The sequence below is a fragment of the Alteromonas macleodii ATCC 27126 genome, from assembly GCF_000172635.2.
Taxonomy (GTDB): Bacteria; Pseudomonadota; Gammaproteobacteria; order Enterobacterales; family Alteromonadaceae; genus Alteromonas; species Alteromonas macleodii.
The window spans coordinates 1,210,549-1,236,009 of sequence record NC_018632.1 but is presented as its reverse complement, the minus strand read 5'-3'; the positions used below and the strand labels follow the sequence as shown (position 1 = coordinate 1,236,009).

The window sequence follows — 25,461 nt, the reverse complement described above, 5'->3', positions numbered from 1 at the left end:
CTTACCTTTATTTCGCGTGGCCTTTACCTAATATTTTTTTAAGTGTGCTTTGGGGGAGGCCATTTACTATTAGCGCGGCTATCATCAATATTGCGCCGGCCATAACCATAGGCAGCAGCGTTTCTTTAAGCAATATCACAGAGCTTACATAACCCACTATCGGCGTAAGTGTACTAATAAGTACAATTTTATCTGGTGGCAATTTAGGCCCCGCTGCTACCATAAGCCCAAAGCCGAGACCCGTTGCCACTGGCCCAATGTACGCCAATAGTAACCAATCGCTTATATCGTAAGCCCCAAAATTAGGTGTTGGTTCAACTATCAGTGCAATAGCAAGCATGGCGAAACCTGCGATGGTAAACTGCCAGAAGACAGCTTCAATGACGCTTCCCTTCCACTTATGAAAAGACACTCTTCGAATAGCGACCGCCCACAATGCAGATGCCAGCAACATACCAAAGAGCGGTAGCCATGCGCCCGGTTGTCCCGAAGCAAATAAAATCATTGCACAGCCAATGGTAGATATACCGGTTAGAATTAATCGCTTAGAAGGCGGACGTTGCCGATACCATAGAGTGTCGATAAGCAGCATCCAAAGCGGTGTAGTGTAAATAAGAATACTGGCCGTGCCGGCAGGAATAAACTGCAGTGAGACAGTAATAAGCCCCATTGATAGGATAAACTGGAAAAAGGCAACGACAAACACCACCGAGCGATCTTTACGATTGAGCACCGGTAAACGTTTTTTGGTGATAAGTACAAACAGCGCGAGTACCGGAAGGCTTAACAAGAAGCGCAAGCACACCATCCATACAGGCCCTACAATCTCAAGCCCTAACTTCATGCCTGGCCAGTTAAGCCCTAAACACAACACCGCAACCAAAAGCATTTTAATGCCTTTTGATTGCTCTTTTTCCGCCACCGATGATGAAGACATGCGTTTTAAAAAATCCAATTACACGAACTGCGTTAAGAGAAGTTTCTACCGCCTGGTAAGCTGAATGTAGGCGGAGAATTTTGAGGGCGCAAATATAAGTGAATTAGCAAGGGATTAAAACCTTCCTGACCGTGTAAACACGCCAATTTATCGACCAAATGGTCAACTTTTTAAAACCTTGTGGAAACTTTGCTATACGGGTGGTTAATCACTGATAAACACTTTGACTTACAGGTACAATGCAACAGACAGCAGCTTCCGCTCACCTCTTTCTATTTTGCTTACGCTGTGCATGTACTTATCTGGCCGAAAAAAGTAAATGCGGTTAAAGAGATTAAAGATGACTTTCTCTGCCCAAAATTGACCGCCGCGCTTCGGCTTTTTTAGTACTACATTAAATTTAAAGTAACGCCCGCTGCCCATAGGGTCATTATGTTCTAACACGCTATGACCCTCTTTGTAGGTAACCACATTTATGGCAAATCGTTTTGATGAGATTAAAGCCTTGTTGAGCACTTTAGCCATGCTATTTATACCTTGATTGATGGGGACGTGTTCTAATTTAAACACGCACGGCTATGGTCTGGAAGCGTATGCTGAGTTCAGATAATGCTTTGATATACGCGAAACGTATATGCCTAGGAATACAAACACTAGGCTAAGGTGGGATTTGTCCACTTCATGATTTTAGCGTTTTCTTTTTGTGCGCTGTTTCCATTACTCTTGTCATGCCCGTCATCATTATTTTTTACGGTGTAATAATTTTTGCGGGTTTCTATATGCTCAAACCCCGAGCTCTCATAAAGCGCAATAGCAGTATGGTTACTTTCACGCACTTCTAGCCACATTTCACGCATTGCATTTTTTACCGATGTCTCAATGACAAAATCAACTAAAGCGCGACCTACCCCCTTGCCTCTTGCGCCACTGTCTACCGCAATATCCATCAGCGTAGCTTCATCAACGACCTCAAGCATGATGGCATAGCCAACAATCTTGTCATTTTCAAAGGCAAACACCCCGTAATAGGGTTTCGTGAAACAGTCTGCGAAGGTACTTAGTTTCCAAGGCGACACTTGTGCCTCTTGATGGATAGCATGCGCAAGTTCAATGTGCTCGTTAAAGCCTTGTGGCGGTACGATTGTTAACTTCATCGACGCGACTACTGGCCGTTAGCTGAATGGTTTAATTCGCGTGCTGCGCTGATAAGCTGCGCCCACAGCTCCCGTTTTTGCACAGCTGTGAGTTTAAGCGGTGTGGCTGGCAATATAATGGCCGTTTCGGTTACCGATAGCGTACGGCCAATCATTATGGTGCTAGCCCACTGTGACGGTATACCCAACTGAACACAGGCTAGCTGTAAGTCCTTCAGCCATTGCTGTGATTTTGCTTTCTGTTCGGCACTTAACGGGATACCTTCAGGCGATACCGGCCCTTTTGCGCCAATAGACTTTGTTAAAGACTCTTGCGAGGCAACCGCATTGTCGTAAGACGGCGAAGTGTTGTGTGACTGTGAAGCACCTGTTTCGCTTTGCCTTACTTTCCCTTCATTGTGCGATGCGCCAAGCGTGGAAAGTTTTGCTGCCCCGCCGTCTTTAGGCTTAGTCTTATCTTTCGCGCTACTGCCAACATTTGCTCTCAACTGAGCAAGCCGTGATTGCTTTTCTTCTTGAGATATTGGCGTTGAAGGCGGCTTATTGGTTCGAGCGTTTTGGCTGAAGGGTAATTGTGTCGATGAACTACTAGCAGTGCCGACGTTGCGTTGTACTGCATTAGTATTGTTTTGTTTCGCTTGGTCTTCCTGCTTTAGCTCAGTGTAGGCGTCTTTGGTGATCCAAACCGGGATCCCCATTTCCTGTAAAACCGCCTGCTGATATGAAGTAAGAGACATTGCGCAAAAACACCTAACGTGGATAGTTCATTGTATTTGTTTAGTTTACTAAAGTTGCAGGCTTGGTTGAATAACTATCGCGTTCTTTTGCTCGGATTGTACCTGCTGTTTAATGCTCAAGCGTTGATTCTTAAGTATTATTCGCGAATTTATAATGCCTAGCCCTTGGTATAAGAGAAAATAAAACAGCTGCAGCAAATTAAGCACTAGCAACAGAAACCAATAAAATTTAAGAAGAATTGAAGAAGAATTTAACAAAGAAACGATTTAGGATTTGAACGTAAACGTTCACAAGAAGAGAAAGTGGCAGGGGTGGAGGGACTCGAACCCCCAACCATCGGTTTTGGAGACCGCTGTTCTACCAATTCGAACTACACCCCTAGCGCGCTGTGCATTATACGGATGACATTAAAAAGGTAAAGCCTTTTTATCACTACCATGCACTGCATGCTTAATTAACACGCAATGCGCTGTTTTTTCAATCGAATAACACCAAATAGGCTTTATCCATCACCTGTGTTTTGTCTTATTGCTCGCTTTTAAACCGACTTCTATGCAGCGTCACTTTTAAATGCGGAGCAGTTTATGACAATTAGACCTTATTGGCGTTAAGCGCAGCAAACCACAGGTCATTAGTGATAGCGACAATCTCGGTGTGCAGATCAAATTTCGCTATCGCGTCGTGCTCATCGATATTCATTAGCTTGGCGTAATGCTTAACGAGCTCTCTACTTTCATTGATTTCAAGTTTATTGATAAGGCAGCAACTTGCTAAATCGAAGTAGCGGTTTCCCATTGCGGCATATTCCCAATCAATAATTTTGAGTGAGTTATCTGCGCTCAGTAATAAGTGATTAGTTAGCAAGTCATTATGACATAACACATAGTTGTCATCGTCTTGTTCACTTTTTATTACTTGTTTCCGCAATGATTGGGCTTTTAGATAAAGCTCACTGCTCATATCGAGCTGTGCAACATTAATATAATGCTGCCATCTTGATGCTAAATCTAATGGCCTAGCGGTAATGGGCAAAGAATGAATACGAGCGAGGGTGTTGGCCAGCTCAAGCATTGAAAGCGTCGCACTTTCACTGTGCTCTAGCCACTGCTCAACCCAGATGGTTTCATCATCGCTTAACCATATAGGTTGCGGCGCTACTCCTAACCTATAAAGCTGTTGCTGCAAAGCAAATTGGTGCGCACGATTAACCCCACTAAAGTCATCATCGCCCATCCATTTCACCGCTAAGTCGACAGGGTTATAATCCGACTTTGGTTGCCCACTACTTTGAAGGTTATTTGCAATCAAGGGTAACTGACTATCTGCGAGCTCTTGAACGCGGTAAACGTGATTTACCGCTCCAGCAGGGTGTGACGAAATTTTCGCACTGTCGCTAAGATTAAGCGCCTTTTGCAGCGTGGCGATGATATCCAACCTGTTCACCTTGTTTTTTATATTGTACTAGCCACTGGTAATACCCAAATACCGCAAAACCAACATAGCCTAAGAACAGGCAAGCAGATAATGCATAACCCACTTGCAGGTATAAATAGGCGGACGCTAAATTGATGAAAAACCAATAAACCCAGTTTTGCAGGATTTTATGCGCCACCATAAATGTTGTGACTACACTCAATAAATTAATGCTCGCATCTAATAGTAGGTACTCACTATTGAACTGTGAGCCTGCCACCTCAGACAGAACCCAAGCGAGCAATAACATACTCGGCACAATGAGCAAATGAGCCCAGAGAGGCCAATGAAGCACTGGCTTAACATCGCCGTCTTCCGCCCCTTTCGACCACTGATAATAACCGTATCCCGCCATTATCATATAAAAGAAGTTAAGCGCAGACTGAAATGGCAAAGTCACCTGCCAAAATAGCCAGGTGTAAATTGCGGTACTTACAAAGGCGCACAGCCAACACCAGCTGTTCTGTTTTGCGGCTAACAACACATAGGCAATAGCGAGGACAACCGCTACCCACTCTAACAGTGAAGTAGCGGCAATTTGTGAGGTAAACTCAGAAAAAAAGTTAGCCATTAAGATGATTTTCTAGATTGCATGGCATCGAAGTTTAGGAACTTAGCAACGAAAATAGCCTGCCCCACTTCTTCATGGGTCCTTTGCATTTCTTCACCAAGTACTTTCATAACCACACCATAGTCACCTGTAACCTGCGTGCTGGTTGAGCTTGTTGAAACTGCAATATCACTATAGCTATTTAACCTATCAATGAAATCTTGAATAGGTGGAATGTATTCGTTAACCAATGGGTACAACGACAGTTCAACCATAACTTGCATGTCTGTTTCCTTTTATTTTAAAACGCGTACTTAACAGTAACGCCAAACTGACGACCGTTACCTATTTGGTAATATGGCTCATCGAAGGCATACTCATCGCGAGGGTCGTTGCTGAAACCACCGAATCCACGGGTGTAGTACTCACGATCAAAGGCATTTTGTACCCACAGTGATGTCTGCCAATCACCGTGTAACACCACAATCTCCGAATTAACCAGCGTAGTACTTGGCGAGGTGACATCATGGCCGTCAGAAAAACGGTATTCGCTTTTGTAATCTACATCTACACGCCAGAGCATGTTATCTGTAAGTGCGTACTCACTATACAGGTTTGCGGTCCACTTAGGTGATTGAGCCTGCCTTTGCTCAGACACTTCAGTACCGTCTGCAAGCGTATACCCTTCAAAGGTAGCGCTTAGATATCCAACACTTGCATCTAGCTGCCATGCATCACTAGCAATCCAGCTAAGCTCCAGCTCGGCTCCTTTGTTTGTTCCTAAATCAGCATTATCAATAATGTCTACGAGCCCTGCCGTACCGTCATCACGAGTGATAACGTCAAAATCGCTCACCTGAGTATCTTTTCTATCCATATAGAAAATTGCAGCACGAGCAATTAGGTCAGGCGTAAGTAATGGGCCCTTTACACCTATTTCGTAGTTCCAGTTATATTCTTCGTCGAAGAATCGCTGATTGTCATTCACGCGGCTGTCGGGGTTAAAGCCTGCACCTTTATATCCGCGTGAAATACTGCCGTAATAGAAGTGATTGCCCTGCGTATACTGAAGCGCGACTTTCCCGCCTACCATGGTGGTGTCGAACGCGCGAGTAAGTTGGTTGTTATCAGCGTAATCAAAATCGTAGTTTTCTACTCTTAACCCTGCTACCAGTACTAAATTTTCGTTCAAACGACTTTCAGTCTGAGCATAGATAGCGGTCGTCGTAGGCGTGTATTCACTGGCAAAGTCACTATCCAAATAAGTGTATTGACGTAGCAGCTTTTCTTCCGTGCTTTTATAAAACACGCCTATTGTCCAGTCAGTCATACCATCAAAAAGTGCGGCACTGTCAGACGACACGAAACGCATCTCGCCGGTCTGTGTTTCTACATCGCGATAATAGGCGTCAAAAGACGTGTAACCCCACGGGTGAAACCCTGTGAATGTCCAGTCTTCATCGTAGCCATAAGCAATATTGTGAGAAGCATGGGTGGCAATTAGAATAAAGTCGCCCGCTGCTGTATTGGTTGTAGAGCGCGCGCTAACAGCGTGGGTTTGGTGTTCGTCAAATCCTGGTTCATCAGACAGCGTTTTGTTGTCATTGTCTAGCGAGAATGCATCGTAACCGTTATCGATATCGTACCAGCGATAAGTAAGTGCAAGTGTGGTTCGCTCATCTACGCTGCCTTCAACGGCAAAGCGCAGTGCGGTTTCATCGATATTCGCGGTATCGCTTCTATTTAAGAACGTATTTTCTACAAAGCCATCACTGCGATTATGAACCAGCGCAACACGATAGCCCCAATCCGTGTTGATATCATCACCAGTGGCGCCTTCAATACGGTAACTCTCTTTGTTCCCAATGCGGGCTTCAACGTAGTCTGGGGCGTCGCTACCCACGTCATTACTGGAGAGTTTAACCGCTCCGGCCAATGCACCTGTGCCGTATAAGGTAGCCTGAGGTCCGCGATATACCTCTAGTTGTTTAGTATCAAAAATAAGACCTGCCGCAGCAAGGCCTGAAAAATCAAATTCATCGACGATAAAGCTTACAGAAGGATTGATAGGCTCGGCGAACTGACTACGCTCTCCAATACCGCGAATTTGCACGAAGCGGCCGCGAGACGCACCAGCTGCAAAGTTTACGTTTGGAATACTGTTTAGCACACTGTCGATATGGCTCGGCTGTCTACTGCGAAGACGCTCTTGATCTAAAATGGTCGCGCTAGCACTTAACTGGTCGAGTGTAGTTTGACGAAAATCACCAGATACGATGACGCGCTCAATATCTGATGGCGTGCTATCTGAAGTGTTACTTACATTGGTTTGTTGCGCATAGGCCGCAACGGAACTAGCAAGCAGTGAAAGTGTGAAAAGTGTTTTATACATGGGATCTCTTATTCTTATTTAAGAAAAAAGATCCGGGTCTAACGGCAGGTGATAAGGCTATATTGTGAACCATCCCTACGCCGGTATTATCCGGATCAGGTTTAAGGGTTCCCACGAATGTGGATCTCAGACCGAAAACGGACACCCCTTGGTATAGTGTTGCGCGGCTAAAACTAGCAAACTCAACTTCTGCGACGGAGTCTACCAGTTCGATACACGCCGTCAAGCAGATAAGACGTTAAGCTAACGTAAGGTTTTATATATGATATAAGGCGTTGAAAGCTTAGGGCTATTCAGCGTCAATATTCATATTTAGGCGACGTACTTCATCGTCAGTTTGTGCTTTTAAACCTTCCAACGTTTTGCCGTGTGCGGTTGGTTGACGCGTATCAGGGTCAACCTTTACGAAAACGATATCGTCTGCAAAACAGATGGTTTTCTTGGTTGCTTTGTTGCGTACCAAGCAGCTTACGGTAATAGACGTACGGCCTACAGCTTTAGTTTCTAGACCAAACTCTACGATATCACCCTGCATAGCCGGTGATTCGAAACTAATTTCACCAATATGCTTAGTTACCAAGCAATTAGTTTCTAGCTGACAAATAGCCCAAATTGCAGCTTCTTCGTCTATCCATTCTAACGCGCGGCCACCGAACAAAGAATTGGCGTAATTAAGGTCGTTTGGCATAACTAGACGCCGAGAAAGAAAGCGCATTCGAATTCCTCATAATAAATCGCTACTATAGCGTTAGATTATACCGAAAAAACTGATTCATGGCGCTAACTCAATTACGCGAATGGCTATTAGCCCCCTACTTTGAAAATAGCGGCGAAAATGGCTGCAAAAAAAGCTCTCACGCTTCACACTTATCAAACGTGACTTGCCCGCTTCACCGGAGAATGCTTGTAATATCTGGCAATGATGATTTTTGTGAAGCTGCCATACGTAGCGTTCAAGCCTTTGTAGATGAAGTTTCATCTATAAGCGTTGTGAATTTTGCTGGCGATACACTTAAGGGAAAGAACCGCAAACAAGTACTGGGGAGCGAATGTGACATTGCCACATTAGACTGTCGCGATTCATTCAAACCTGGCGACGTGATGGCAGTGGCGGGGATCGTTAAACGCAGTGGTTGTTTAATACTTATTTGCCCTGCATTGAGTGAATGGGTCAACAATATTTCGGTCTCGTTCCTGTCGGAGGGGTTTACACTTACACAAAGTCGATACCTCGAACGCTTTATAAAGCACCTGCGTAACAACGACTACGTGGCATTTCACACTGAAGAAAAAACCACACTTCCAGATACGGCTATGTACCGCATTAGCCAAGGCGTAACATCAAACGTCTATAGAGGCTCACTATTTAAATCAGAAGAGCAAGAGCAGGCATACAGTCGTTTATATCAAGCACACTCACTTAATAAACTAAACGCGCTGATTACCGCCCCAAGAGGCAGAGGCAAGTCATCATTATTAGGTATATTCATTGAAAGCCTAATCAGACAGGGTAAAAATGTACTATTAACCAGTGAACGCTTTGATAATGTGAAGAACGTGCTTTCACGTATTCAACAGTACGAAATAGCAGGTGTCAGAACACAACAACCATCCACCGCTAACATTCAAACCCAACTAATCCTTGGTGATAAGAATGAGGCAGCGACGTTTGGCAGTGTAAAATGGGTGCCCCCTGACAGTGCCTTGTTATATACCACAGAAGATGAAAAGTACGACGTTGTAATTGTTGATGAAGCGGCTTCAATCCCCCTCCCGGATGTATACCGGATCATAGCCAACCACAAGCAGTGGGTGCTTAGTACTACGCTTTTGGGTTATGAAGGTTCAGGCAGTGGTTTTATTCACAAACTCATCCCTAGTTTACCGCCATCAGCTATCCATTTAAGACTATCAACGCCGTTACGATGGTTCGAACATGATCCCATTGAAGCCTTTTTCAATACGACTTGTTTATTTGAGGACAGAGATGCGGCGCGCAATATTGGCGAGATTAATTTCAAAAACAGTATTAACCCACCGATAGATTACGATTTTTCCATAAGTTCGTTTAAAACCATTTCCGAAGAGGCGCTTCAGCAAATAATGTCGCTACTTTCATTAGCCCATTATCAAACTACGCCCGATGATTTTATGCGCTTGATGGATAGCCCGGATGTACTTGTTGCCATACTTAAATTCAACGACAACGTGATAGGTGCTGCAATCATAAACGCTGAAGGTAGCGACTACCTGAACGATACCGCATTGGGGATTGCGTCTGGAAAGCGTCGTCCTAAAGGGCATTTAGGTGCACAGCGACTTGCTCTGTTGTCTGCTGATGCAAAAACAGCAACGTTTAGATATTGGCGTATTAACCGTATTGCCGTCGATACGCTTGCGCAGAGTAAGGGTATGGGCAGTTACTTGCTACAAAGAGTTAGTAATGAAGCCAAGAAGCAAAGTATTGACGCTATCTGTACTTCTTATGGAACGACACTTAAGTTAGACAGTTTTTGGACAAGAAATGGATTTGAGATTGTAGACTATGGGCGAAAGCCTAATAAAGCCAGTGGCGAAACCAGTGCACTAGCGTTATATCCTCATTCTAACAGAGCAAAAAGACTGCTTTCTGAATTGGTAGCGCTAAAAGAGAGCTTTAAATTCGATAACCAGTTAGACAACGTGCCCATTAGCATACTGACAATCTATGTAGAAAAGTTAGTACATTTTACCCAAGGCACACGCACTTTAGATGATGTTTGGCCGATATTACATAAAATTGCGCGTTATGCAGGGACTCAGCCTACACCAAGCGCAAATACTCAACTGAACAAGCCAAATAACACAATACTGTATACGCTATGGCGTCTTGTTGAAATCATTAACACGAAGCGCTTTCTCAGAAAAGTACTTACACATTCAGATATGAATGCGAAGCAACTTGTTTCTACATTTAACAAAGAAAACCTAAAAGCAAGTGGGTTAAAAGAAGTCACTATTGTTATAAGAGAAGCACTTCTGCCTGCTTTCAAATAATAGAAAGTCTGTAGCCTGAAAATACAAATAATCAGCTTGGCGTAGAGCCACTATACCTGCGTTAACAAGTCGCGATTACGAACATTTTAATTCTAGCAGAGTGGGTAATGACCTATGCGGACTGGTGTTAAAGCCCTATAAATATAACCCCATTCGAGAAAAGCTCACTTACTAAATTAAGGGCAAAAAAAAGCCTCCCAAAGGGAGGCTTTTTTGCTAAAACCACATATTAGATACTAATACCGCGGTTCTTCGCTTTTTCCTTGATATAAGGTTCCCACGCTGCAGCGTTGCGGCGTAGAGAGCGATCTTTCTTAGCTTCTTGTACGTGCTTGTAAGCAGACTTGAAGTTACCTGCGTAGAAGTTCGCTTCCATTAACGTGAAGTGAATCTTCTCAGGGTCTTCAGCACCACGCTCTAGAGCATTCTCTAGTGCTTTAATAGCGCCTTTGTAGTCTTCCGCCACAAGTAAAAGTGTACCTTGCTTACGATAATGCTCAGGGTCTGAACTCTTAGCAGCAGCTTGTGCATACAAGTCGGCAGCTGTTTTGAAGTTCTTTGCCTGGTGATAAGCATTAGCTACGTTTGCTAACATATCGGCATCATTTTTTAGCAAGCCTTCTTTCACGTGCTTTTCAAGCAACTTGGCCGCCTTGTAAGGCATACCGTTACTTTGATAAAGCTGAGCAAGCGTCTTTATTTCTGACTCTTTCTCTAGATAGCCCTGCATATAAGCAAGTTCTAGCGTTGAAAGACCTTTCTTATAGTCTTCAACTAAGATGTAGAAAAAGCCAAGACGTGACCACCAAGTTTTTTCCTGAGGGAAAGTTCTAACAAGATCTTCCGCCACAGCAACCGTTTCAGGGTACATCTTACGCTCGTAGTAAGAAGTTAGCTTTAATACATACGGGTTTTTGTTTGGCTCTTCATACAAAGCAATCGCTTTGTCTGCTGGCTCAACCATCTTCGCTAATTGCTTAGATTCAAAGTAAGCCTGTGCCAAACGCGTATATACGTCTGCGTCTTCTTTACACGTGAAGTCCATCCACTTGTTATACCATTTAATGGCATCAGTGTACTTCTCTTCCTGCATGCTCAAATCACCTAGTAATTTAAGTGTTTGAGAGTGTTCAAGGTCGTTTAGAACTTTTGGTTCAACTGATTCAACCAAATACCCTAAAGCTTTACCACCTTGACCTTCTTGCGCAGCAAGTAAGTTACCAATAAAACGCTTTACGTAAGCTCTATCGAAATCGTCAGATGCGTCGATTTCGTAAAGTACGTTTAGTGCTTCATTAACTTGGTCTTCATTGTAGAACTCAAAAGCTTTCTGAACTTTTTTACCGGTACGCTCACCTACAAGCGTTGTTTTTCCTTTCTCATATCCAGGACAAACAACAGGTGCTGACTGCGCTAGGGCAGCGGGTGCTGAAAGCACCGCACCTGCGCCTAGCACTAAAGCAACGGCTGACATTTTGAATGTACGTTTCATCATGATCATTGCTCCAGTTTAAAGTCTAGCTGTACGAACATGCCAGGTTGTTTAACTGGCTTGCCATCAACGATCTTAGGCTTGTATTTCCACTTACGTAGAGCACGACGTGCTTCACGGTCGAATACGCGCTTAGGTTCAGCTTCGATAACTTCGATATCTTCAACACCACCAACTTCGTTGATAGTGAAAGACAGTCTTACCCAACCTTCACGGCCGTCACGGGCTGCATCAGGTGGATATTTCGGGTCGATACGAACGATAGGTGTTGCTTCACCATCACGCTGCATTGCACCAACACCACCGATGTTTACACCAACACCACCTGTGTCGATAGCTGGAATAGCTAAGCTAAAGCCATCTGCATCAGGTTCCGCTGTTTCCGGCTCTACTTGCTCCATTTTAGGAGGCTGTGGAGGCGGAGGTGGCGGTGGTGGTGGAACACGAGTACGCGTCTGCGTCTGGTCGTCTGGTTCCTGCATTACAATATCGATAACCGGTGCAGGCGGTACTTCGTCTGCTGGTCTAGATGAATTTTCAATCAACTTGGCCATTAGAACGAAAAGGGCAAATGCAACACCAGCACCTAAAAGTATAGATACAATTATACGTAACATCTTATCCCCTTGCCGCTACCGAGACTCGGTTAACGCCAGCGGCTTTAACCTGATCCATAATCTCAACTACTAAACCATGCTTCGCTTTTACGTCAGCTTGAATGATTACGTAGTCAGTAGGCTGCTCGGTAAGCAGTCTTTCAATATTCGCTCTTACGCTGTCCGGCGCAACTTCACGCTTATCTAGCCATACATTTCCGTCTTCAGTTACGGCGATGAAAATGTTTGCATTTTTGTGAAGAATCGCCTGGCTCGCATCTGGCTTGTTGACTTCGATCCCTGCTTCTTTAACGAAAACAGTGGTAACGATAAAGAAGATCAGCATGATAAACACGATATCCAACATGGGCGTCATGTCGATCTGTGCATCTTCTTCCTCGGTTCTGACTTTTCGAGCCATAATCTCTCTCTCTAATGATGTGGCAGGCTATCAACTAGCCCTTCTCTTGCCAGCTTCACTTTCGCTTCAAGACGTGAACTGATGAACAGTCCAGATAGCGCGGCTACCATTCCCGCCATTGTCGGGATCGTTGCCATAGAGATACCAGCTGCCATTAGACGAGCGTTGCTGGTGCCCTGTGTTGCCATTGTCTCGAAAACACTGATCATACCGGTTACTGTTCCAAGTAGACCGATTAGTGGACACATTGCAATAATGGTTCTGATAATCAGCATTCTAGCGTTAAGGTCGTCTGACGCTTGAGAAATCCACGCGTCACGGATTCTATGCGCATACCATGATGTGGTATCTGCTCGGGCATCCCAATTCGCGATGATGTTTTTCTTCACCTTTGGGAAGACCGAGGTTAAATACCAGTAACGCTCAATCATTAAAACCCACATGAGAAAGAGCGCGGCAGCAACGAAGTATAGTACGTCACCGCCGGTAGCGATAAAGTCCCTGACCGATTCGAATAATCCAATCAGGTAATTCATATTACGCTTTCTCCGACTCTGAGTGAGCAGCTACGATACCCGCAGTTTGCTCATCAAGAATGTGGATGATTGACTTGCTACGAGAAGCTACGATGCTGTGAGTAAGGATTAGAGGCAGAGCCGCGATAATACCTTGAGCAGTAGTTACAAGAGCCATAGAGATACTTCCTGCCATCATACGTGGGTCACCTGTACCGAATAGTGTGATGGTTTGGAATGTCTCGATCATACCTAGTACTGTACCTAGTAGACCTAGTAGAGGAGCAATCGCTGCGAAGATCTTGATAACGTTGATGCCGCTTTCAATTTTTGGAAGCTCGCGAAGAATCGCTTCATCAAGTTTAAGCTCAAGGTTTTCTGCATCAGCAGTCTTGTTCTCTTGGTAAACTTTAAGGATACGACCTAGTGGGTTACCTTCTGAAGGATTGTTTACGTTCTTAAGCTGTGAACGCATTTTTCCACCAGTGATCGTTAGTGTGATCATTTTGTAGATACCAATTAGTAGGCCAATCGCAAGCATAATTGTGATTGTGTAACCAACTGGACCACCAGCATGATAACGCTCAGACATTGTCGCTTTTTGCTTCAATAGACCAAGGATTGCACCTTGAGAAGGGTCAGCAAAGAAAGGAACAATACCAGAAGTAGCGCCGATTAGTTCGTCAGCAGAAGCTACAAAGTGACCATCTGGTTGACGACCAAGAGGCTGAACAACTTCAGCTTCAGCGTCATACGCTAGGTAACCAGCTTCACCAACAAGGTTGAAAGTACCAACACGAACAACTTCTTGCTGTGAAGAACCGCCGTCAAGGTTAACAACTTCTGTAGTGAACTTAACTACTTCACCGCCTTCAGTCATTTCTTTCTGAAGAGCAAACCATAGGTCTTCAAGTTCTTTAATGTTTGGAAGACCTTTAGAGTCTTCTGACATTTCAGCAAGGAACTGACCACGGCCAGGGAATTGTGCACTTACGATTGATGTAGAGATACGGCCGTAAGCTTCAGAAGATGCTTGACGTACCACACCGAACATTTCACCAAGTGTACCTGTAGCTTGGTCTAGCTCAGCAGCTTTCTCGTTCAATGTAACTTCGTTGTCTGAGAATTGCTTCTGTAGACGGTCACCACGAGCTTGTTCAGCTTTAAGATCTGCTTGTGCTTTGCGAAGAAGTGCTTGCTTGTCAGCACGTGCTGATTGGAACTCAGCTTCGCGTTGCTTATCTAGGCGAGCTTCAGAAACGCGGTTCTGTTGAACCTGGTCTAGAAGGTCTTTCAGGCTCTTTGCTTCCTGAGCCTGCGCTCCGGTTGCTGCAACTGCAACTGTCGCAGCGGCTAAAAGAGATTTGAATACTGGTTTCATTAACAATTACTCCGCTGCGCTAATTGGTAGTTTAATCAGATCCGCAGGAATGACGTTGTTAGCCATTTTAACTGCGTCAACAACTGAAGACAGATACTCGTCACCCAGTTTTTCCCATGCGCGGCTTTCGTTGTTCCATACCCATGCGTGAGTTTGGTCTAGAGAAAGTGCAACTAGCGCCGTACGACCTAGGTTAAAGAAGTCAACAGTAACTTCTGTGCCTGCGTCGTCGATAGTACCTTGGTAAGAGTTGATCTTAGTACCGTATTCAACTTCTACTAGGTAAGCTTCTAGTACCTGACGGAACTGTTCTGAAACAGTTACGTTAGAGTTAGCCATAAGGTCGCGAAGACGCTCAACACGCTGTAGACGCTCGTCTAAGTGAATTGGACGGTCTAGCTTGATGAACTGCTCTAGGCTGTCGATCATGCGGAACATAAGAGGAACGATGCCCTGCTTAGTTTGTTCGATGCTGTCGATCTGACGTTGTAATGAATCGATACCGCGTTGCTGGTCTGCAACTAGGCTTGCGATGTAATCGTTGTAGATTTTAAGGTTTTCTGTCTCATCTACTGTTTGACGATACTCAACAAGTAGTTCTTGAGACTGTTCAAACAACGTATTGATTTTTTCTTGAGATTTCGCTGCAGCCGCGTGGATTTTCGCTTCTTCTTTATGAAGATCTTCAAGCGTATCTGCAGAGACTGCGCTACCTGTTAGTGCGAATGCACCCATAACAGTAGAAGCAATAAGAGTTCTCTTGCTCATTTTGGACATAGTTCCCAACCAAATTTCTTATTTGAATCCTCGCCGATAGGAAAATATTCGGGCAAGGGGCGTATAAAACTTTCACAATTTTGTTTCAGGAATGTAGCGCCGACGTCAATTGTCAGTACTACGAACGTATTATACTCACATGGAATGTTACGTTTAGTCAAGTAACACACTGTTTACACCTAGTAGATTTCATTCCGTCTGCCTAATTTGTGTTCATTAGCAGTGCAGATTTCATTCCAAAATAATGACATCAAACAAGAATGGAGCATCACTGACACCTTAATCGATTAACTAATAATCAATTACCAAATTTATTTAACAATTTCTCAGCGCGCATTTCTGGCTACTCGCAGAAATTAGATATGATTTTTAACCTAGATGTTACTTGCTATTAAAAGAAGGGCTAATCATATAAACTTCATGAAAAATCCAAAATACAGACGAGTATGCAATGACATTCACGCCAACTCACCACATTACGATTGAGAACAAACCCCTGTGGATCTTCGACGACCTTTGTACTCAGGCAGAAGCGGAAAGCTTATTCAAAGGTTTACAAGTAAGCGCGTTCAAGCGAGACGAAATTGCTAGACCTGATACACAAGAATATCGGCATTGGGCAGTGAATCTAACATCTGAGCAAATTAGAACCCTCCCCGTATACCACAGAGCGATTGAGGCCATTCGCGGTATTACAAAACAAGATTTTAGTGCTTATAGAGGATATGTGAATCACGCATCGTATGGAGATATGCTTTTTACGCACACAGATTGTGCACCTGATGCGAATGAGTTCACTGTTTTGGTTTATATTGCACCTGAATGGGACATTGAGTGGGGAGGAGAAACGTTGTTCTATGACAACAACGACGATTGCTTATTCGCGTGCACACCAAAACCTGCTCGTGTTGCAATTTTCCATGGTGCGATCAAACACGTCGGTAGACCGCCCAATAGAATTTGTTACACGCCCCGCTACACCCTGGCGTTTAAGCTAGAAAAAATGTAACTACGTTTAGTTTTCGTTTGGAATAATATCGAAGGCAACGGTTAATCTGTGTTCATCAGTGGTAAAAGCGTTAGTACCGTGCCACATGTATGATGGAAACAGAACGACCGTCCCCCCTTCGGGTTTGACTGCATAATCCCCTTCAAATCGTTGATTCGCAATATCAGCCCTACCAAACATCAACCAGCCTTGCCCATCCGTATCAACGGCTTTAGGCACATCCACATAGTAAACGCCGCTTAACCATCCTTCTGGATGGTAGTGAGACTTATGAAAGCCTCCATTTCTTAACCTTACTGACCAAGAACCGATATATTTAAGCTTATCGCTTAACCGTGATAAAAACGGATGGGTTTTGTCTGCACACTGTTGCGCGGTAAATAGTTTTGCCTGCGCTAAAATGTTTTCCGACAATTCTTTAATGATAGGTAAGGATGTGACGAATAAATCTTCATATGTTTGCGTCCCATTCTTCAATGATTGTCCAATAGGATGCCGTTGATTCTGATGTTTTTCTACAAGGGCAGTTTTTAGTTTTTCATTGAAATTAGCAGTATCAACTGGACTAGGTTTAATAGCGTTAACGTAAACAAGCTTGTCATAGTCGCACAACCATTTATAACGGTTTTCTTGTTCGGCCATAGACCAACATGTAGATAACATTGTCCACCAACCTTGGTTTAGTGGTTCTATTTTTATCAATTGGTTGAAGCAGTTGAGTGCTTCTTTTGCGCGCCCCAAACAAAGCAGCGAATAGCCCTTCTCACTTAATAGCGCCACTTTATTTGACTGTATTTTGGCATTTTCTATTTCAACAATAGAAGCCTCATAGTCACCTAGTTCTCTGAGCACTCTGGCCCTCAATGGCGCAATTTCGTGAGTCTTAATTGCTTCTGTAGTAAGTAAGTCTAATTGCTCTTTTGCCGCATGATATTCGTCGGCTTGTATTAGCAACTGAATAAAACGAAACCTGAAGCTATCGTCTTCAGGTTGTCGTTTGATATATGACTCAATATGAACAAATGGCGCATCAACTCCCTCTTCCCATAGAAACTTGGCCAGCTCCTCCTGAAGCTCCCAATCAGATGGTGCAACTTTCAATGCTTTCAGATACACCATTTCCGCGCGCTCTCTTTGATTTGATAGCGCGAGTACTGCTGCATAATTTCTTAAAATAGTAGGGTTAGCATTAGTTTTAGAAAGCGCTAATTCAAAATGCTTTAATGCTTGTTCATAGTCTTCAATTTTGCGATACAAATTGGCGATATTGTTCAAAGCAACAATATTTTCTGGACTAATAGCTAAGACATCTTTTAAGACGATTATGGCTTCATTAAAGTCTGATTGCTTCGAAAAAATGTCTGCCATAATTAGCTTCGTTTGCACGTGATTCGGCACTAACGCTAGAACTTTTTCTGCTGCTATACGCGCTTGCTTTAACGCATTTTTTTCAATTAGTGCACGTGCCAAATTATAGTTTAAATCAACATTATTAGGCGCTAATTCACTCGACTTTTGAAAGGTCGATACTGCCAAGTCAATTCGCCGAGTGGATAGGTATAAATTACCTAAAGCATTTGATAATTCGGGGTGATTTTTAAATTTCTTCAGCCCTTTTACTAAATATTTCTCAGCTTCTTTCACTCGCTGAACTTGGCGAAGCGAGCCACAGAATAGTTGAATAAATACTGGGTCTTTTTGCAACAGAAATAACTGCTTCTCAATAAATTGGATAATCTGCTGATATTGCTTCTGGTTATAAGCTGAGACGAGCTGTTGTACTATATTCATACTATTATTATTTTCTTCGTAACTGTGCATCTAAGTTAGCTAACTTACCTACCCCATTGTTCCAGACAGCAAATTTTGTCATAAACTTTGCCAATCCTTCCTTTTCTAACGAAGATAAGTCTGGATGCCATATATCAAAAATGAGCACAATTCTTACTTCATCGCTCTCATTTTTTGCGGAATGTAGAAAGCTATCATCGAAGATCATCGCGGATTGTTCATTTTCCCACTTGAATATTTCGTCTCCCGCTTTCAACGATGCATGTTTTGTGACTTTTAAAGGTATATGCACGGTAAGCTTACAATTTGAAATTCCGTAATGCGGAGGGATGTATGCCCCAGGCTCTAGCACAGAAACAAACATTTCAGGTGCATGAGGTGGACAATGCGCCAATGGTGCCCTTTCCAATACTTCACGAAGCGGTTCACTTAACGATTTAAACACTTCACTGTGCTCCCCACCTTTTATTAGATGGGTAGAGAGCCATTCATCTCTTAGCTTGTTCCACTCTTCCAAATTCGGTAGATTTTCAAACTCTTCAACATATTTGCTTTTTGATACTTTGCCTATATCCAACAACTCATCTATAAAAGGCTGCAATGTCTGTATCCAACTCTTTAATCCTTCACATTCCTGAATATCGTAAAACGGTTTACTGGTAAGCTCAGGAATATAAACAAAATTAGGTCGTTGAAGCGGGTTTGAAAAGAAGGTTGTGCAAGACCAAACAAAACTTTGACCATTTCACCTAATCGCGGAGATATATCTTTAACAAACTGCAGTTCGTTGAAACCTGCTCTTCGCGCTAGATTTGCGGCGTTAGAAATATGTGTAGCTTTAACACGTGAAGGCTGGCTACCTTCGATATTGAAGTCTAGGGGAGAAGATTCGTACCACTCTAAATAAAGCGCTGTAGCGAGATCAAAATTCTGTTGTTTAAGGGCTTGTTCAATTTGCTTTGTCATTTTAATAAGTAGCGTTAGAAACGAGAAGGCTACTTTATAGTAGCCTTCGTTCACATTACAAGCCTGAGCCTGAAGTTTCAGTCCCTCTTTGCATACGAGTCCAGCTTTCGCGTGCGGCCTCTTCCATCATTTCCCTTTCTTCTGCTGTATAGCAAACTCGGCGCATCATATTTGAACCGACTTTTCGCTCCATCTTACACACCATGCCATCATCTTTACTGCTAGCTATGTTGTTGCTTGCTTGCTCGGTAGAAGAACTTGCATTTGAAGAGGTAGAGCTACAACCTGCTAATGCTATAACACTCAACATACCTGAAAGAATTAATGTTTTCATATCGCTTCCTTGAAAAAATATTTGGTTTAACTTCCATGGACTAAATTACCATACTGAGTAGAATTTAGCCTCACCCATTTTGTAAGCATCCATTTCTCATTTGTAGAGACAGGTTGGCCACAATGATAACTCTGTTTTTCTAGCGCCAGATTTTTATCAACATTAAGAAAACTCACCAGCTTTCCCTTTTCTGGATAGATCGTTATTCCTAACTTGGGAAAGTGAGTAGCGCCCTCACTCAATGAATTCAAGTATGCCAATATCGTATGGGTGCGCTGGCCTCCCTCTTCAATAATACTGGTTTGCTTTAGTTGAGTATCAGTAAACCCATCATAATGCGGTTTGTATTCTTGGCCATCTTTGTATCTCAGTAAATTTAGTGGTTCACCATGCTGAGGTTTTGTATCAGACATACGGCTCATCTTCACTTCTACTTCGCGACTTATCCAATCTACCCATTGATTAGTGATAATAGCGACCTCACTCGTGCGAATATCATCTTTCATGGGATTACCATTCAATGGATTTAGAACCATAGATGGCTGAAGTAAACTTTTGTATCGAAGAAGCATGTAGTCACATTCAATATCTGACAGTACGCCGCTCATTTCACAAACGATACCGTTGCTATCAACAGCAGTTTTAGTTTTATCTAGTAGCGAGGTTTGCTTTTCAAGTACCGTGGTGATGATTGTATCTTCACATAAAGACGTAGAAACATCGGCGTAATTAGGGTCTCCCATAAACAATTGACGATAAATGTTGGGATTATGGCGACCTAATGTACCCTTCAATTGAGCGTAAACCGATGTGTTTTGCTCAGTCCAACTAAGTAATACAATTAAGGACTCTGCATGCCCTGCTGAAGCAAGCCTGACGAGCTCACTCACCAGCTCATAATTCATTTCTTTAAATAGATAAAACCGTGAAATGAGTAAACAGTGAAACCTTACAGTAGGTTTTGAGTTGTCTGGTAATGCGCTCAGATAGTCGATAGCTGCTTTGGGGCTATTTGGTGCGATGTGATAAGCGTAGTCTAATGCGGCATACAAATGTCCTGACTGACCAGCAATGCGTAAACAATCATAAGCTTGACTGTATTCGTTCCTTTGAAAATGCAAATCTGCTTTTGTCAGGAGTTGTTCAATGCTCTTCACAATATTCTCCTACAAAAAAGGCCTCTTACGAGGCCTTTAAATTTTTGAAAATCTTATGCAATCATTGAATTAGAATTCAAGATTTACACGACCGTAGAAGAATCTTCCAGGGATTTCATACATTGATGGGTCGAAGCTGTTCGCGAACGTAGTGAAAGAAACTTCTGGGTCAGTATCCCAAAGGTTGTTAACACCAAGCGTTAGACGAAGGTTATCAGTAACTGCATAACCAACAGACACATCGTGGTAAGCCATATCTTCAAGCTCGTTGAAGCTATCTTTAACTAGGTTACCGTCATCATCAAATGTAGTCTCACCTGGATCGCTACATAGTGTATCTTCTAGGTAGTTACCATCTGCATCTGTAGAAGTACCGAATGAACATTCTTCAGTTGTGTGACCAATGAAGCGTACTAGGTAGTTCGCAGTCCAATCTTCGTATGCCCAAGTAACAGACAGGTTAGTACGAAGACGTGGAATTACGTCACGGTCAAATGCACGGCCAGCGTCGTTTTCTTCAATTGTTTCACCGCTTACAGGGTCAACAACAATTGTTGTACGCTCGTCTACATATGTGCCATCCCAGTTAAGACGGAAGTCACCAAACTCAGTTTCGAAGTTATAAGCAACGTTATAATCGAAACCAGATGTTGTTTGACCACCAAGGTTCACAAGACCGTTGAATAGCTCAGTTACAACACCACCAGAGTTACGTTCGATTAGTGAACAGAATTGCGTACCAGTTTCAGCACACGCATCTAGGATGCTTTGCGCGCCAACAGTTGATACTGCATTGTCAACTTCGATATCAAATACGTCAAACGTGATTGATAGGCCTTCAACTTGTGCTGGAGAGTATACGAAACCGTATGTAAAGCTCTCTGCTTCTTCAGGCTGTAGGTCAGCGTTACCACCAACGGTAGTTCTGATCTGTGGGTTAGGCTGTTGGTAACCAGCAGGGATTCCCGCACAACCTGGTGCATTTGGATTTCCTGCCTCACCACCGTTACAAGGGTCTTGAAGTGTAACGAAGCTATCGCTGTTACCCAAGAATAGCTCTGATAGTGAAGGAGCACGGAACGCTTCAGACCATGTACCGCGAACGATTAAGTCTTCGTTTACACGCCACTTAAGACCAACTTTAGAGTTTGTTGTATCGCCAAAGTTGCTGTAGTCAGAGTAACGAGTCGCTAGTTCAAGGTCTAGTTGCTCTACGCCAGGCATATCTGAAAGTAGAGGAACAGCAAGCTCTAGGTAGAATTCTTCAACGCTGAAGTCACCTGAAGTTGGCTGACGAGAGTTACCAGAAGTAATACCCGCTGCGATTAGCGCGTCAGGCTGATCGTAACCAGACTGCCAGCGTTTTTCATAACCTGTTGCGAAAGCAAGGTAACCCGCAGGTAGCTCCATGATTTCACCAGAAAGGTTAGCAGTGTAGCTCTCTAAAGAAGAGTTCAACGCATCCTGTGCAGTAAACGTGATGTAGTCTAATTGATCTTGCGTGATAGTACCTTCACCGATAGCAGTTGCGCCGCCAAATAGGTTAAGTGGTACACAGCCGTCGTCTGAATTGTTACATGCGTCAACATCGCCTAGTGCCAATGCAACGCGGTCCATGTTAAGCAGACCGTCAGTCAACGTGTTTTGTGTGATATCAGCGTACGTGTAAGTCGCGTCCCAGAAGAACTCTTTATCGCCGATTTCAATAACGCCTTCAAAACCACCGTTAAATTGGTATTGGTCAACGTTTTGAGCGAATTGACGATAACCAGCTTCTAGCATACGACGACCTAGGAAATATAGGCCATTTGGCTCGCCGAAGCCAGCTTGGTCAGATAGGTCTAGACCAGTTGGGTTATATGGGTTGTTTGCAGCGATAGTGATACCAGAAGTACCGCCAGCAAAACCTAAGAATAATGGTGTAGGAGCAAGCAACTGTGCAGAACGACGGTTACCGTAGAAGCCCGTAACGTTAACACTTAGGTTATCTGTAAGCTCGTAACGACCCTGAGAGTAAATGTTTGTACGCTCTTGAGGTGTTGATAGGTAGTTAAGTGGCGCGAAGTTGAAAGCGCTGCTTCCAGACCAAGGAATTAGACCACCGTTACCGTCATTTTGTACGTTGAATGAAGTACCGTCTTCATCGAAGTACCAGAAACGACCGTTAGGCGTACCAGATGAACCACCGAAGCCAGTAGGTGCACCGAATACAGGCACAGCTGAAATTTCACGGTCACCCGTGAATGTTGGCTCTTCTTCTACGTAAGAAATGTTGAAGTAAACGTTACCTTTATCGTTTGAAGTACCGAAACCAACATCCCACTGCTCTTTGTTGCCGTCGCCTTCATCGTACTGACCCATGTAGCCAGACGCGTGAACGCCTTCAAAATCTTGACGAGTGATGATGTTTACAACACCAGCTACCGCGTCAGAACCGTATACAGCAGAAGCACCATCTTTAAGTACTTCGATACGCTCGATAATTGCTGCTGGGATGTTGTTAAGGTCAACTGAACCGCCAAGACCTGGAGCCCAACGTTTACCGTTAACTAGAACAAGAGTACGGTTTGAACCGATACCACGAATGTTGATTGTAGTTGTACCATTACCACCGTTGTTGTTGTTGGTGTTAATAGCAGAACCTGCAGAAGGGATAGCCTGAAGAACGTCACCGATAGACGTTACACCAAATCGCTCAATGTCGATTCGAGACATTACTGTAACTGGGTTTGCACCTTCGATGTCTGTACGACGGATACGTGAACCTGTTACTTCGATTTTTTCTACTGCTTCCGCTGCTTGTTCGGTTTCCTGTGCGTTAACTGCACCAGTGAAGCCGATAGATGATGCAGCACCGAATGCGCACGCTAACTTCACTGATTTAGCCAGCTTAGAGTTTGTAAACATGTATTGTCTCCCTGGACCACTAAAACTCTTAGTGTGTGTTTCTTAAATCGTTTATATAACGAATTATTATTAGTAAGGTCAAAGCCTCACTTTGATAATAACCACATCCTGTGCGAAGGGTCAACTGGGATCAGACGGGTGTTTCACAAAAGTTCAATTTTTTTTTGTCTTTTAACTCTAATCTGTAAATATTAACTTACATTTTACATATACTTTACAATACCAAGCTTTTTTAGCTCACTTTTCATACACTTCAAACCAAGACTAAAGTTTAATGAACTCATCTATGCGGCGAACAGCAAAATCGATGACGGCCGCTTACAGTTCAAATACTCTACTAATGAATTTCTGAATATGTTTTTTCGAACTTGGGGGGGATATTTTTAGAGTGTGCATGGTCGCTGCTTATCGGCTGTCGAGCCTGATACATACTTGCAGTTCTTACTGCTGTTGTATCTACTTTTCCTGCTTCATATGGAGGTAAAGATAGCAACTCAGTCTCACGAGTAGCGCCTTGCTTTTGGTAAACCCTATTAATTACTTGTTTTATTTTTTCCTGTGGCTGGTCTTGCAAGGTTTCTAGCTGTATTACTATTGGTGCTACCTCTTTAGAATTAGCCAAAATTTTCGCTAATCTAGACTCATTATCAATAAAACTTTTTATTTTTCTAATATCCCAAGACCAATGTAAACTATTACTAAATTGCGTCTTGAATATTGACCATGCGTTATCAATTTCATTTCTTTTGGTGACAACAAAGATTGCTTTATTAAAAACGTGCTTGATTGCATAAGCATATCGCAAGTTACTTAAGCTTTTGTCAACGATCAGGGCATTTGATACCCCATATTCGCTACAAATCTTAAAATACTCGTCAGCTATCATACTGCATTTTTCTTCATCTAAAAGAGCGAGTGTTTTTAGGCGCTCTAGAGCATTTTTAGTTTTTAATACGTTATCTACTGCCATCGGAAAGGCATCTATTTCCCCCACACTCTGCGCTTCTGTATTTTGAATGATGACTTGTTCTACAAGCGTTGTTCCAGTTCGAGGAATTCCCAAAATAAAAATTGGAGAGCTTTTCGTTGAAACACTTTCGTCTGTGAAGTTAGAAGGTTTAACCTCTGCGCACTCAACGTTCTCGTTTCTCCAATCCTCAATTAATGAGTAATCAAATGACTTATCCTTTGGTGAGATCGCTCGCATGGTTTCTGCGCACTTTTCAAAATATTGGTAAGCGGTAACCACTTCGGAGGTTTTTAGGTAGGTATTCCCTAAGGCGTTGTAAAAGCATGCTTTGGACACTGATAAAGGGGCCTTGTCCATGCTAGATAATAAGGTATCTAGTTCCTTCTGTAGCTCTTTTGCTTCCTCTGTATCAGACATCGTTGATAATAAGTGGAGTGTTTCCCCTGACGTTGGGACTTTTATTAAGACTTCTCTAAGCGACTGCTTTGCTTGAGTGAAGTAACCCAGTTGATAAGCGAGTACTCCTTTTAAGTGTAATAGCACTACAGACGACGACACTCTGTTGCCGATAGACTGCAGGTATTCGTATGCCAACTCGGTTTTTCCTAAATCAGAGAGCATTCCCAAGGCTTGCGCGACCATTTGATCACTTTGGCTTTGTTCAAGCGCTTTTTCGATACAGCGCTTAGCTAGTCTATAACTGCCAAACGATTTTGCTATTTGCCCTACTCCAACCCATCTTTCTTGTAAAGGTGCTTGTAAGTTGATTAAGTCGCTAACTATCGCCTCAACCTGTGACTTATTGACTGATTTTGAGGCTGAAACTAACTTTTGCAATAGATGATTCATAGTAAAAAAGAAGCCC

General features: G+C 43.2%; 24 protein-coding genes, 1 tRNA gene and 1 riboswitch. Of the genes, 2 read left to right on the top strand and 23 right to left on the bottom strand.

Features of this window, described 5'->3' with window-relative positions:
* Positions 1–7 precede the first annotated feature (7 nt).
* The 10 genes from MASE_RS05270 to MASE_RS05225 form a co-directional block, all read right to left on the bottom strand.
* Positions 8–937, bottom strand: a complete 930-nt coding sequence (locus MASE_RS05270; protein ID WP_014948714.1) for a DMT family transporter — start codon at positions 935–937, stop codon at positions 8–10.
* 228 nt (positions 938–1,165) lie between these two features.
* Complete coding sequence (locus MASE_RS05265; protein ID WP_014948713.1) at positions 1,166–1,462, bottom strand: hypothetical protein; 297 nt, start codon at positions 1,460–1,462, stop codon at positions 1,166–1,168.
* Between the two features lie 128 nt (positions 1,463–1,590).
* Entirely contained in the window at positions 1,591–2,091 is a 501-nt protein-coding gene (gene rimI, locus MASE_RS05260) for a ribosomal protein S18-alanine N-acetyltransferase (protein ID WP_014948712.1), read from the bottom strand.
* Positions 2,092–2,099: 8 nt separating this feature from the next.
* Positions 2,100–2,828: a hypothetical protein gene (locus MASE_RS05255; protein WP_014948711.1), complete on the bottom strand. Its 729-nt coding sequence runs from the start codon at positions 2,826–2,828 to the stop codon at positions 2,100–2,102.
* Between the two features lie 304 nt (positions 2,829–3,132).
* Positions 3,133–3,209: transfer RNA gene (locus MASE_RS05250), tRNA-Trp, on the bottom strand.
* Positions 3,210–3,420: 211 nt separating this feature from the next.
* A complete protein-coding gene (locus MASE_RS05245) occupies positions 3,421–4,272 on the bottom strand; it encodes a phosphotransferase (protein WP_232362814.1) in 852 nt (283 codons plus the stop codon).
* The gene (gene pnuC, locus MASE_RS05240) at positions 4,229–4,873 is read right to left on the bottom strand and encodes a nicotinamide riboside transporter PnuC (protein WP_014948709.1); all 645 of its coding nucleotides are present in this window, start codon (positions 4,871–4,873) and stop codon (positions 4,229–4,231) included. The genes MASE_RS05245 and pnuC overlap by 44 nt, the downstream gene beginning before the upstream one ends.
* Complete coding sequence (locus MASE_RS05235) at positions 4,873–5,136, bottom strand: hypothetical protein (RefSeq protein WP_014948708.1); 264 nt, start codon at positions 5,134–5,136, stop codon at positions 4,873–4,875. The genes pnuC and MASE_RS05235 overlap by 1 nt, the downstream gene beginning before the upstream one ends.
* A 17-nt stretch (positions 5,137–5,153) precedes the next feature.
* Positions 5,154–7,244, bottom strand: a complete 2,091-nt coding sequence (locus MASE_RS05230; protein ID WP_014948707.1) for a TonB-dependent receptor — start codon at positions 7,242–7,244, stop codon at positions 5,154–5,156.
* 55 nt (positions 7,245–7,299) lie between these two features.
* Positions 7,300–7,403: riboswitch (TPP riboswitch) on the bottom strand.
* A 130-nt stretch (positions 7,404–7,533) separates the two neighbouring features.
* Positions 7,534–7,959 carry an acyl-CoA thioesterase gene (locus MASE_RS05225; protein WP_012517742.1) on the bottom strand — a complete coding sequence of 142 codons (426 nt, stop codon included), beginning with the start codon at positions 7,957–7,959 and terminating at the stop codon, positions 7,534–7,536.
* Between the two features lie 59 nt (positions 7,960–8,018).
* On the opposite strand from MASE_RS05225, the gene MASE_RS05220 reads away from it, so the two are divergent.
* Positions 8,019–10,280 (top strand): tRNA(Met) cytidine acetyltransferase TmcA domain-containing protein, encoded by a 2,262-nt coding sequence (locus tag MASE_RS05220; RefSeq protein WP_014948706.1) that lies wholly within the window; start codon positions 8,019–8,021, stop codon positions 10,278–10,280.
* 229 nt (positions 10,281–10,509) lie between these two features.
* Here the strand turns inward: MASE_RS05220 and MASE_RS05215 are convergent, their stop codons facing one another.
* From MASE_RS05215 to MASE_RS05190, 6 genes are read right to left on the bottom strand one after another with little or no spacing between them, the layout of a single operon-like run.
* On the bottom strand, positions 10,510–11,775 hold the full coding sequence (locus MASE_RS05215) for a tetratricopeptide repeat protein (RefSeq protein WP_014975939.1): 1,266 nt from the start codon (positions 11,773–11,775) through the stop codon (positions 10,510–10,512).
* 2 nt (positions 11,776–11,777) lie between these two features.
* Positions 11,778–12,389: an energy transducer TonB gene (locus MASE_RS05210; protein WP_014948704.1), complete on the bottom strand. Its 612-nt coding sequence runs from the start codon at positions 12,387–12,389 to the stop codon at positions 11,778–11,780.
* A gap of 1 nt (position 12,390) precedes the next feature.
* Positions 12,391–12,789, bottom strand: coding sequence for an ExbD/TolR family protein (locus MASE_RS05205; RefSeq protein WP_012517737.1), 399 nt, complete (start codon positions 12,787–12,789; stop codon positions 12,391–12,393).
* Positions 12,790–12,800: 11 nt separating this feature from the next.
* On the bottom strand, positions 12,801–13,325 hold the full coding sequence (locus tag MASE_RS05200) for a MotA/TolQ/ExbB proton channel family protein (RefSeq protein WP_012517736.1): 525 nt from the start codon (positions 13,323–13,325) through the stop codon (positions 12,801–12,803).
* A gap of 1 nt (position 13,326) precedes the next feature.
* Positions 13,327–14,685: a MotA/TolQ/ExbB proton channel family protein gene (locus tag MASE_RS05195; RefSeq protein WP_014948703.1), complete on the bottom strand. Its 1,359-nt coding sequence runs from the start codon at positions 14,683–14,685 to the stop codon at positions 13,327–13,329.
* Positions 14,686–14,691: 6 nt separating this feature from the next.
* The gene (locus MASE_RS05190) at positions 14,692–15,453 is read right to left on the bottom strand and encodes a DUF3450 domain-containing protein (protein ID WP_014948702.1); all 762 of its coding nucleotides are present in this window, start codon (positions 15,451–15,453) and stop codon (positions 14,692–14,694) included.
* Positions 15,454–15,913: 460 nt separating this feature from the next.
* On the opposite strand from MASE_RS05190, the gene MASE_RS05185 reads away from it, so the two are divergent.
* Positions 15,914–16,471, top strand: coding sequence for a 2OG-Fe(II) oxygenase (locus MASE_RS05185; RefSeq protein ID WP_014948701.1), 558 nt, complete (start codon positions 15,914–15,916; stop codon positions 16,469–16,471).
* Positions 16,472–16,477: 6 nt separating this feature from the next.
* Here MASE_RS05185 and MASE_RS05180 read toward each other — a convergent pair whose 3' ends face one another.
* The 7 genes from MASE_RS05180 to MASE_RS05150 all read right to left on the bottom strand — a co-directional run bounded on the left by MASE_RS05180 (position 16,478) and on the right by MASE_RS05150 (position 25,433).
* Positions 16,478–18,262: a putative 2OG-Fe(II) oxygenase gene (locus MASE_RS05180; RefSeq protein ID WP_232362813.1), complete on the bottom strand. Its 1,785-nt coding sequence runs from the start codon at positions 18,260–18,262 to the stop codon at positions 16,478–16,480.
* A gap of 7 nt (positions 18,263–18,269) precedes the next feature.
* Positions 18,270–18,863 (bottom strand): aspartyl/asparaginyl beta-hydroxylase domain-containing protein, encoded by a 594-nt coding sequence (locus MASE_RS05175; protein ID WP_014948699.1) that lies wholly within the window; start codon positions 18,861–18,863, stop codon positions 18,270–18,272.
* Between the two features lie 17 nt (positions 18,864–18,880).
* On the bottom strand, positions 18,881–19,282 hold the full coding sequence (locus tag MASE_RS05170) for a hypothetical protein (RefSeq protein WP_014948698.1): 402 nt from the start codon (positions 19,280–19,282) through the stop codon (positions 18,881–18,883).
* Position 19,283: 1 nt separating this feature from the next.
* Positions 19,284–19,562, bottom strand: a complete 279-nt coding sequence (locus tag MASE_RS05165; RefSeq protein ID WP_014948697.1) for a hypothetical protein — start codon at positions 19,560–19,562, stop codon at positions 19,284–19,286.
* Positions 19,563–19,588: 26 nt separating this feature from the next.
* A complete protein-coding gene (locus tag MASE_RS05160; protein WP_014948696.1) occupies positions 19,589–20,719 on the bottom strand; it encodes a 2OG-Fe(II) oxygenase in 1,131 nt (376 codons plus the stop codon).
* 69 nt (positions 20,720–20,788) lie between these two features.
* Positions 20,789–23,626, bottom strand: coding sequence for a TonB-dependent receptor (locus MASE_RS05155; protein WP_014948695.1), 2,838 nt, complete (start codon positions 23,624–23,626; stop codon positions 20,789–20,791).
* A 337-nt stretch (positions 23,627–23,963) separates the two neighbouring features.
* Complete coding sequence (locus MASE_RS05150; RefSeq protein ID WP_187289707.1) at positions 23,964–25,433, bottom strand: tetratricopeptide repeat-containing sulfotransferase family protein; 1,470 nt, start codon at positions 25,431–25,433, stop codon at positions 23,964–23,966.
* Between the last annotated feature and the right edge of the window lie 28 nt (positions 25,434–25,461).